This window comes from Streptomyces sp. NPDC055078 (assembly GCF_053607985.1).
Genome location: NZ_JBSGUP010000405.1, coordinates 1 through 7,440 on the forward strand (window position 1 = coordinate 1; position 7,440 = coordinate 7,440).

Genomic DNA, 7,440 nt, shown 5'->3' on the forward strand with positions numbered 1-7,440 from the left:
GGACGGGACGGCGACAAGAGGCCGCTGGGGTGCGAGGAGACGGAGCTGTGCATCCGGCTCAGCAAGGCCGTCCCCGACGCCGTACTCCTGATCGACGACCGGGCGGTGATCCATCACAAGGTCCCCGCCCCCCGGGAGCGGTTCGCCTACTTCCGTACGCGTACCTACGCCGAGGGCCTGTCCAAGGCGCTCGTCGCCAAGAGTGTCGGGTCGGGCAAGGGCCTGGAGTCCGAGCGCCGCTACACCACCCGGGTGCTGCCAGCGGGTGTGGTGCGCGGGCTGCGGGACGCGGCGCTGGGCCGGCGCGGCGGAGCCGGCCGGGCGGGTGCCATCATCGCCGGGGTCGTCACCGCGGCGGGCGGCTATGCGGTGGGGAGCGCCAAAGCGCGCGGAGGCGGTGTGACGTTCTCATCGGGCCCGATCGCACCGCTGCCGCCGGAGCCGAAGGAGTCACGGGAGTCAGGGGAGTCACCGACCGCGGAGTCGCCGTCACCGAAGTCGCCGGCGTCGCTGTCACCGAAGTCGGTGGAGTCGCCGGCCGCGGAGAGCGAGGCCCGGTGAGCGAGCCCGTACCCGTCCTGATGTATCACGCCGTCGCGCATCAGCCGGCGAGGGCGACCCTCGGGCTCTCCGTGTCGCCGGAGGCGTTCGCCGAGCAGATGGCCATGCTCGGCGAGCGCGGGTTCACCCCCCTCACCACGGCTCAGCTGGGCGAGTCCTGGCGCTCCGAGGGCCACCGGCCGCTGCCCCGGCGGCCGATTCTCATCACCTTCGACGACGGATACGAGGGCGTGCACCGCTACGCCCTCCCCGCCCTGGCCAAGCACGGTTTCGCGTCGACGCTGTTCGTCTCGACCGGCTGGCTGCGCGGCGCCCATGACGAGGGCGGCGCGCTCGACACCATGCTCGACTGGGACCAGGTCAGGGAACTGGCCGCCGCGGGCACCGAGATCGGCGGGCACACCCACAGCCATCCCCAGATGGACCAGCTCGGCGACGAACCACTGCGGTACGAGACGGTCCGCTGCCGCGACATCATCGCGGACGAGCTGGGGACCGCCCCCCGGTCGTTCGCCTATCCCTTCGGCTACTCCAGCCGCAGGGTGCGGGACGCGGTCAGGGCAGCGGGGTACGCGCAGTCCCTCGCCGTCGGCAACGCGCTCGCCCGGCCGGCCCAGGGGCCGTACGCCATCGAGCGGCTCACCGTCCGGCGCAGTACCGGCGTCGAGGAGTTCGAGCGGCTCATCGAGGGGCGGTCCATCGCCCGTAACTTCGCCAAGGACCGTGCTCTCACCAAGGGATACGCCATGGTGCGCCGCACCAGGCGGGCGGCGGCCGTGCTCCGGGGGGCCGGTCGCTGACCCGTACGGCCGGTGGCGCGACCCCCGGCGGGGCGCGCCACCCGACAAAAATACGGGCGCCGGAAGGTCTTGTACCGGATCATGGGGCGCATGTCTGCCCCTCAGCCTCAGATGGAGCGCATGTCTGCCGTACAGCCCCAGGACGCACTGCCGATCCGGCTCACCGTCGACGACAGCGACTCTCCGTCGGATGTCATCGACGCGCTCTTCCTCGGCCGGTTCGCCACGGGCGAGCAGCCCTACTCCCACAGCCACTCCATCGACCGGGTCAAACCCAAGGCCGAGCTGCTGCCGCCCGGGGCGAAGCTGCTGCGCTCCGCGCGGGACGACGACCGCAGCGCCATGCTCGCCGAGGGCGAGGGCTGGACCCTGCTGGTCTCCCGCTGGAATCGCGGGGCCGATGTCACGGTGACGGCCGCCAACCCTGAGCTGGCCGAGAAGATCCTCAAGCAGGCGACGCACGACGCGGCGGACGAGCCGGAGCCCCAGCCGGAGAACGTCACCATGGGATTCTGGTACGTCTCCCCGCGCCGGGGGCCGCACCGGACCACCCGCCAGATCGCGGCGGGCACCTGGGAAGAGATCCGGCCCAACTACACCGCGCCGGTCGCCGACGCGATGGACCGGCTGATGAAGGTCACCCCCGACGACATCGCGGGCCGCCTGCTGCTGCTCCACGGGCCGCCCGGCACCGGCAAGACCTCCGCGCTGCGCACCCTCGCCCGCTCCTGGCGGGACTGGTGCCAGGTCGACTGTGTCCTCGACCCCGAGCGGCTCTTCAATGACGTCGGCTATCTGATGGACATCGCCATCGGCGAGGACGAGGGCACCGCGAAGGGGCGCTGGCGGCTGCTGCTGCTGGAGGACTGCGACGAACTCATCCGAGGCGAGGCCAAGCACACCGCAGGACAGGCGCTGTCCCGGCTGCTCAATCTGACGGACGGACTGCTGGGCCAGGGCCGCAATGTCCTGGTCGGGGTGACCACCAACGAGGACCTCGAACGCCTCCACCCCGCCGTGGTGCGGCCGGGCCGCTGTCTGGCCCGGATCGAGGTCGGGTCGCTGACCCGTGGTGAGGCGGTGCGGTGGCTGGGCACGGAGGAGGGCGTCGGGCGGGGCGGTGCGACACTGGCGGAGCTGTTCGCCCTGCGGCGCGGCACCTCTCCGCCGTCGATCCCGGACCAGAACGACGGAGCGGACGCAGGACTGTATCTGTAGCGCGCACGCCGCGCCGGCTCCCGTGCCGCGTCCTCCCCCGGGCAGGGCTGTTTCCCGCGTACGGACCCGGGCGGCGCGCGCGGGTCTGTTGTCGTACGCCTTGTACGCGCGGGCCGGAGCGCGAGCCCTTCCGTACGTCCCGGCCGGAGCCCGGGTCCCTCCGTACGCCCGGGAGTGGCCTGGCGACGCGGGGCTATTCGTACGCCGCGCGCAGGGCGTCATGGCACGCGGCGAGCGCGGCGGCCTGCGGAACCCCCAGGCGGCGGGCCCGGTCCGCGAAGGTCTGGGCCGCCGAGGCCAGTTCGCGGGCCGCCGCGTCGTCGGCCGCCGCGACGAACGTCCCCTTGCGGCCATGGGTCTCGATGACACCGTCCGTCTCCAGCGCCCGGTACGCCTTGGCGACGGTGTTGGCGGCGAGGCCCAGCTCCTCCGCGAGGCCACGGACGGTGGGGAGGCGGTAGCCCACCGGAAGCGCGCCGGAGCGGGCCTGTCCGGAGATCTGGGCGCGGAGTTGTTCGAATGGGGCGACGCCCGATCCGGCGTCGATGGCGATCTTCAGGGTCACCCGCCGATTGTCCCTCACCCGGGCCGCTCCCCCGGAAGAAACGGGGAGGCGACACGGCCGGGGGCGACCGTGGTGTGCGAGGACGATCACTCCGGTCACCGGATCACCGGGTCACCGGGTCACCGGGTCACCGGTGACGAACACCCTCCCCGCGGCCACATCGGCGGCGTGGTCCGCCTCCATGGGGGCGGGCACGACACCGATCCGTTCGATGGAGCGGCGGTGGGCCGCGTGGTCACGGCCTTCACCACGGTCACATCGGCGGGGGTCGCGGGGAGGATGTCTTCGTTCATACCGAAACGTTACGGCGGCTGACGATCCACTTCTTGATCAGGGGCCAGGCCAGCAGGACCGCGATGATGATGTACACGATCACCGAGAACGGCGTGTTCACCAGGCCGGTGATGCTGCCGTCGCTGATCTGGAGTGCCCGGCGGAGCTGCTGTTCGGCGGCCGGGCCGAGGATGACCCCGATGACGGCCGGCAGAATGGGCAGCCCGTACCGCCGCATGCCCAGGCCGATCAGACCGATGATCAGCAGGATGACGAGGTCGATGGCCTCGCCACCGACCGCGTACGCGCCGACCCCGGCGAAGAAGAGGATCCCCGCGTAGAGGTAGGGGCGCGGGATGCGCAGCAGCTTCGCCCAGACCGGGGCGAGCGGCAGGTTCAGCGCGAGAAGCAGCACCATGCCGACGAAGAGCGAGGCGATCAGGCCCCACACCAGTTCGGTCTCCCGCTCGAAGAGAAGCGGTCCGGGCTGGATGCCGTACTGCTGGAAGGCCGCGAGCATGACGGCCGCGACGGCCGTGGTCGGCAGCCCCAGCGTCAGCATGGAGACCAGGGTGCCCGCCGCGGAGGCCGAGGCCGCCGACTCGGGTCCCGCCACACCTTCGATGGCGCCCCTGCCGAACTCGTCCTTGTGCTTGGAGAGCCGCTTCTCGGTGACGTACGAGAGGAACGTCGGGATCTCGGCGCCGCCCGCCGGGATCGCGCCGAACGGGAAGCCGATGAGCGGTCCGCGCAGCCAGGGCCGCCAGGTGCGCTGGATGTCGGACTTGGCGAGCCAGGGGCGCCCGACCGGGATCGGCGGCTGTCCGCCGCGGCGCAGATGGGCGGCGACCCACAGCGCCTCGCCGATGGCGAAGAGGCCGACCGCGACGATGATGACATCGATGCCGTCGGCGAGCTGGAGCGAACCGAAGGTGAGCCGCTGCTGACCGGTCATCTGGTCGAGGCCGACAAGGCCCAGGGTGAGACCGATCAGCAGGGACGCCAGACCTCGGACGCGGGAGGAGCCGAGCACGGAGGTGACGGCGATGAAGGCGAGCACCATGATGGCGAAGTAGTCGGGCGCACCGATGTCCACGGCCAGGTCGGCGACGGTCGGGGCGAGTGCGACCAGCAGGATCGTACCGATCATGCCACCCGCGAAGTGGCCGACCGCCGCGGCGGCGAGCGCTTGCGCGCCGCGCCCCGACTTGGCCATGGGATGGCCTTCTATCGCGGCGACGACGGCCGCGCTCTCCCCTGGTGTGTTCAGCAGGATCGAGGTAGTGGAGCCGCCGAACATCGCTCCGTAATAGATACCGGCGAACATGATGAACGCGCCGGTCGGCTCCAGGCCGTAGGTCACCGGCAGCAGCAGGGCGACCGCCATCGCGGGCCCGATGCCGGGCAGTACCCCGATCGCGGTCCCCAGCAGGACACCGATGACCGCCCAGAGGAGATTGATGGGGGTCAGCGCGGTGCCGAAGCCGTCGATCAGCGAATTGAGAGAGTCCATCGGCTAGAGCACCCCCATCAGCGGGCCACCGGGGAGCGGAACGCCGAGCAGATTGTTGAAGACGTAGTACGTGACCACGGACAGCACGGCGGCGATCAGCGGGTCACGGTGGAAGTGCTTGCTGCCGAGGGCGAAGGCGGCGCCCCAGAAGAGCAGGGTCCCGGAGATGGGGAAGCCGAGCGGGCCGATGAGTACGGCGAAGCCCAGGAAGACCCCGGCGAGCAGCAGCACCGTCCGCCAGTCGCTGGGCTCGCTGAGGTCGACGTCCTCGCCGCCCTCGGCCTCACCGCGGCCACCGCGCATGACGTCGACGGCGAGGAACACCGCGACCAGCAGCAGTGCGATGCCGACGGCTATGGGCACGGTCTTGGGGCCGACCGGGCCGCGCTGGGCGATGTCGACGTCCATGGTCAGCGCGTCGGTCAGGACGAGCACTCCGATGGCGAACAGCAGGACGCTGACGCCGAGTTCGGAGTGCTCCCGCAGCCATTCGCGGGAACCGGGCCGGGCGGGCGTGCCCATCGGGCGGGATGCGCGCGTTCCGGATGAGTTCACAGTCCCAGCTCCTTCAGCACCGAGTCCACGCGAGTGTTCTGCTCCTTCAGGAAATCGCCGAACTTGTCGCCGGCGAGGAAGGCGTCGTCCCAGCCGTTCTTCTTCAGCGACGCCTTCCACTCCTTGGAGTCGTGCAGTTTCTCGATCAGCGCGATGAGCTTGTCGCGCTCGGCACCGGAGAGCCCTGGCGGGGCGACGATGCCGCGCCAGTTGGTGAAGTCGACGTCGAGTCCGGCCTCGCGCAGGGTGGGGGCGTCGAGTCCGGGGACCCGCTTGGGGCCGGTGACGGCGAGGAGCCGCAGCTGACCCGACTTGATCTGGTCGAGGTACTCGCCGACGCCGGAGACACCGAAGGCGACCTTGTTGCCCAGGATGGAGGCGAGCAGCTCGCCACCGCCGTCGTAGGGGATGTAGTTGACCGTCTTGGGCGCGATGCCGGCGGCCTGGGCCATCAGCATCGGCGCCAGATGGTCGGGCCCGCCGGGTGACGAACCGCCACCGACGGCCAGCTTGCCGGGGTCTTCCTTCCAGGCTTTGAGCAGATCGTCGATCGTCTTGTACGGGGAGTCCTTGGACACCACGACGATGTCCTGCTCCTCGGTGAGCCGGGCGATCGGGGTGGTGTCCTCAAGCGTCTTGGGCGTCTTGTTGGTGTGTACGGAACCGACGACGCCCAGGCCCATGGACATGGCGAGCCTGCCGTTGCCGTGCTCACCGACCAGCCGGGTCAGTCCGACGGTGCCACCCGCGCCGGGCAGGTTGAAGACCTCGATGTCATGGGTCAGGTTGGCGTCCTCTGCGTTCTTGGCCGCCGTACGCGCGGTGATGTCATAGCCACCGCCGGGCGTGTTGGGGACCATGAACCGCAGACCGGGAATGCGCGTGCCGGTATCGGAGCCCTTGCCCGTATTGAGCAGCGGCGGCCCCACGAATACCAGCAACGCTGCCCCGATCAGGGCGAGGGGAGTGCGCAATCGCACGTGAGCCGCCTCTCGGTAGGGGAGTGTGAAGTGGCCCACATGTTGCCTGTGCGTTAAGAAAGTGTCTCTCTTCCGGAATCAACGGACGTTGTGGTCATTGTGGTCGCGCCCTAGCGTGAGCGTGTGATGAATGTGCTGGTGGTCGATGACGACTTCATGGTCGCCAAGCTGCACAGCCGCTATGTGTCCGCGACCGAGGGCTTCCGGGTCGCCGGAGTGGCACACAGCGGTGCCGAGGCGCTGCGCGCGGCGGAACGGCTGCGGCCTGATCTTGTTCTGCTCGACATCTATCTGCCCGATCTGGACGGGCTCAGTGTGCTGCGGGAACTGCGGGCCGCCGAGGAGCGTGACGAGACGCGTGCGAGCGTGGACGCGCTGTTCATCACGGCCGCGCGGGACGCCGGTCTGGTGCGGGCCGCGCTGCGGGCGGGGGCGCTGCACTATCTGATCAAACCGTTCAACCAGACCGCCCTTCAGGAGCAGTTGCGGCATGTGGCCTCGCTGCGCTCCCGCTTCGATCAGCTCGGCGAGGCCCGCCAGGAGGACGTGGACCAGATCTTCGGCACCCGCCCGCCCGGCTCGCGCGAACTGCCCAAAGGACTGGCCGCGCACACCGCCGAGTTGGTGGAGCGCATCCTGCGGGAACACGCCGGGGATCTGTCCGCATCCGAGTGCGCGGAGGCGGGATCGCTCTCCCGGGTGAGCGCGCGGCGGTACCTGGAGTACTTCGTCGAGACCGGCCGAGTGGAGGTGACCCTCCGATACGGCGGCACAGGCCGCCCCGAACGCCGCTACCGCGTCGCGGGCGCGCGCCCCGGGCCAGGGTGAGCGCTTCCACCCGCGCCCGGGGCATGTGCGGGCGGGCCCGGCCAAATCCAGCGCCCGGCGGGGGCGCCGCACCGTGCGTCGGCTGTCGCGCACCCCTGCGGGGTGTCCTCAATCTCCCCCAGACTTCGTCCGGGGGGACCCCCAACG

Annotated in this window: 7 protein-coding genes and 2 pseudogenes; 4 read left to right on the top strand and 5 right to left on the bottom strand. The window is 70.7% G+C overall.

Features of this window, described 5'->3' with window-relative positions; genetic code table 11:
• The 3 genes and pseudogenes from ACWF94_RS27505 to ACWF94_RS27515 form a co-directional block, all read left to right on the top strand.
• Positions 1–561 (top strand): annotated as a pseudogene (locus tag ACWF94_RS27505) (hypothetical protein); the annotation flags it as partial.
• Between the two features lie 20 nt (positions 562–581).
• Entirely contained in the window at positions 582–1,361 is a 780-nt protein-coding gene (locus ACWF94_RS27510) for a polysaccharide deacetylase family protein (protein ID WP_453493997.1), read from the top strand.
• A gap of 111 nt (positions 1,362–1,472) precedes the next feature.
• Positions 1,473–2,579 carry a DUF5925 domain-containing protein gene (locus ACWF94_RS27515; protein WP_453494000.1) on the top strand — a complete coding sequence of 369 codons (1,107 nt, stop codon included), beginning with the start codon at positions 1,473–1,475 and terminating at the stop codon, positions 2,577–2,579.
• Between the two features lie 193 nt (positions 2,580–2,772).
• Here the strand turns inward: ACWF94_RS27515 and ACWF94_RS27520 are convergent, their stop codons facing one another.
• The 5 genes and pseudogenes from ACWF94_RS27520 to ACWF94_RS27540 form a co-directional block, all read right to left on the bottom strand.
• Complete coding sequence (locus ACWF94_RS27520; RefSeq protein ID WP_453493988.1) at positions 2,773–3,144, bottom strand: GntR family transcriptional regulator; 372 nt, start codon at positions 3,142–3,144, stop codon at positions 2,773–2,775.
• A 120-nt stretch (positions 3,145–3,264) separates the two neighbouring features.
• Positions 3,265–3,437, bottom strand: a pseudogene (locus tag ACWF94_RS27525) (GNAT family N-acetyltransferase); the annotation flags it as partial.
• Positions 3,434–4,930 (bottom strand): tripartite tricarboxylate transporter permease, encoded by a 1,497-nt coding sequence (locus ACWF94_RS27530; RefSeq protein WP_453493991.1) that lies wholly within the window; start codon positions 4,928–4,930, stop codon positions 3,434–3,436. The gene ACWF94_RS27530 and the pseudogene ACWF94_RS27525, both read right to left, overlap by 4 nt.
• 3 nt (positions 4,931–4,933) lie before the next feature.
• Positions 4,934–5,452, bottom strand: a complete 519-nt coding sequence (locus ACWF94_RS27535) for a tripartite tricarboxylate transporter TctB family protein (protein WP_453494003.1) — start codon at positions 5,450–5,452, stop codon at positions 4,934–4,936.
• Between the two features lie 29 nt (positions 5,453–5,481).
• On the bottom strand, positions 5,482–6,465 hold the full coding sequence (locus ACWF94_RS27540; protein WP_453493994.1) for a Bug family tripartite tricarboxylate transporter substrate binding protein: 984 nt from the start codon (positions 6,463–6,465) through the stop codon (positions 5,482–5,484).
• A gap of 126 nt (positions 6,466–6,591) precedes the next feature.
• On the opposite strand from ACWF94_RS27540, the gene ACWF94_RS27545 reads away from it, so the two are divergent.
• Entirely contained in the window at positions 6,592–7,293 is a 702-nt protein-coding gene (locus ACWF94_RS27545; RefSeq protein ID WP_453494006.1) for a response regulator, read from the top strand.
• Positions 7,294–7,440 lie beyond the last annotated feature (147 nt).

What these genes read in the sequence shown, in the direction of transcription:
- ACWF94_RS27530 (WP_453493991.1), bottom strand. Translation starts at nt 4,930, where the DNA reads ATGGACTCTCTCAATTCGCTGATCGACGGCTTCGGCACCGCGCTGACC.
- ACWF94_RS27510 (WP_453493997.1), top strand. Translation starts at nt 582, where the DNA reads ATGTATCACGCCGTCGCGCATCAGCCGGCGAGGGCGACCCTCGGGCTC.
- ACWF94_RS27535 (WP_453494003.1), bottom strand. Translation starts at nt 5,452, where the DNA reads ATGGGCACGCCCGCCCGGCCCGGTTCCCGCGAATGGCTGCGGGAGCAC.
- ACWF94_RS27545 (WP_453494006.1), top strand. Translation starts at nt 6,592, where the DNA reads ATGAATGTGCTGGTGGTCGATGACGACTTCATGGTCGCCAAGCTGCAC.
- ACWF94_RS27515 (WP_453494000.1), top strand. Translation starts at nt 1,473, where the DNA reads ATGGAGCGCATGTCTGCCGTACAGCCCCAGGACGCACTGCCGATCCGG.